This is a genomic window from Enterobacter sp. UNJFSC 003 (genome assembly GCF_036903355.1).
GTDB lineage: Bacteria > Pseudomonadota > Gammaproteobacteria > Enterobacterales > Enterobacteriaceae > Enterobacter.
Genome location: NZ_JBAKHK010000290.1, coordinates 1 through 247, shown reverse-complemented (window position 1 = coordinate 247; position 247 = coordinate 1). Strand labels below are relative to the sequence as shown.

Sequence of the window (247 nt, the reverse complement as noted above, 5' to 3'; positions counted from 1 at the left end):
CGGCTTTTCCTCAGACCGAGTGCTGGGCCGACGGTGGAATTACGCTGGCAGCTGCACAGCAACTGGCAGCAGCTGGGGCGCAACATATGGTGATTGGGCGCGCCCTGTTCTCTTCATCTGACTATCGCGCGACCTTAGCTCAATTCGCCACCCTGTAAGAGGAGATTGTTTCTGATGAGCCAACAGAGACCTGACCGTATCAAACAGATGCTGCACTACCTGTGGCAACATCGTCACCTCTCCACAC

General features: G+C 55.9%; 1 protein-coding gene and 1 pseudogene. Both read left to right on the top strand.

Going from position 1 to position 247, the window contains the following annotated elements; translation table 11 throughout:
• Positions 1-158 (top strand): annotated as a pseudogene (locus tag V5P19_RS24210) (epimerase); the annotation flags it as partial.
• A 16-nt stretch (positions 159-174) separates the two neighbouring features.
• On the top strand, positions 175-247 hold a 73-nt coding region (locus V5P19_RS24205; RefSeq protein ID WP_334408076.1), incomplete at its 3' end, for a hypothetical protein.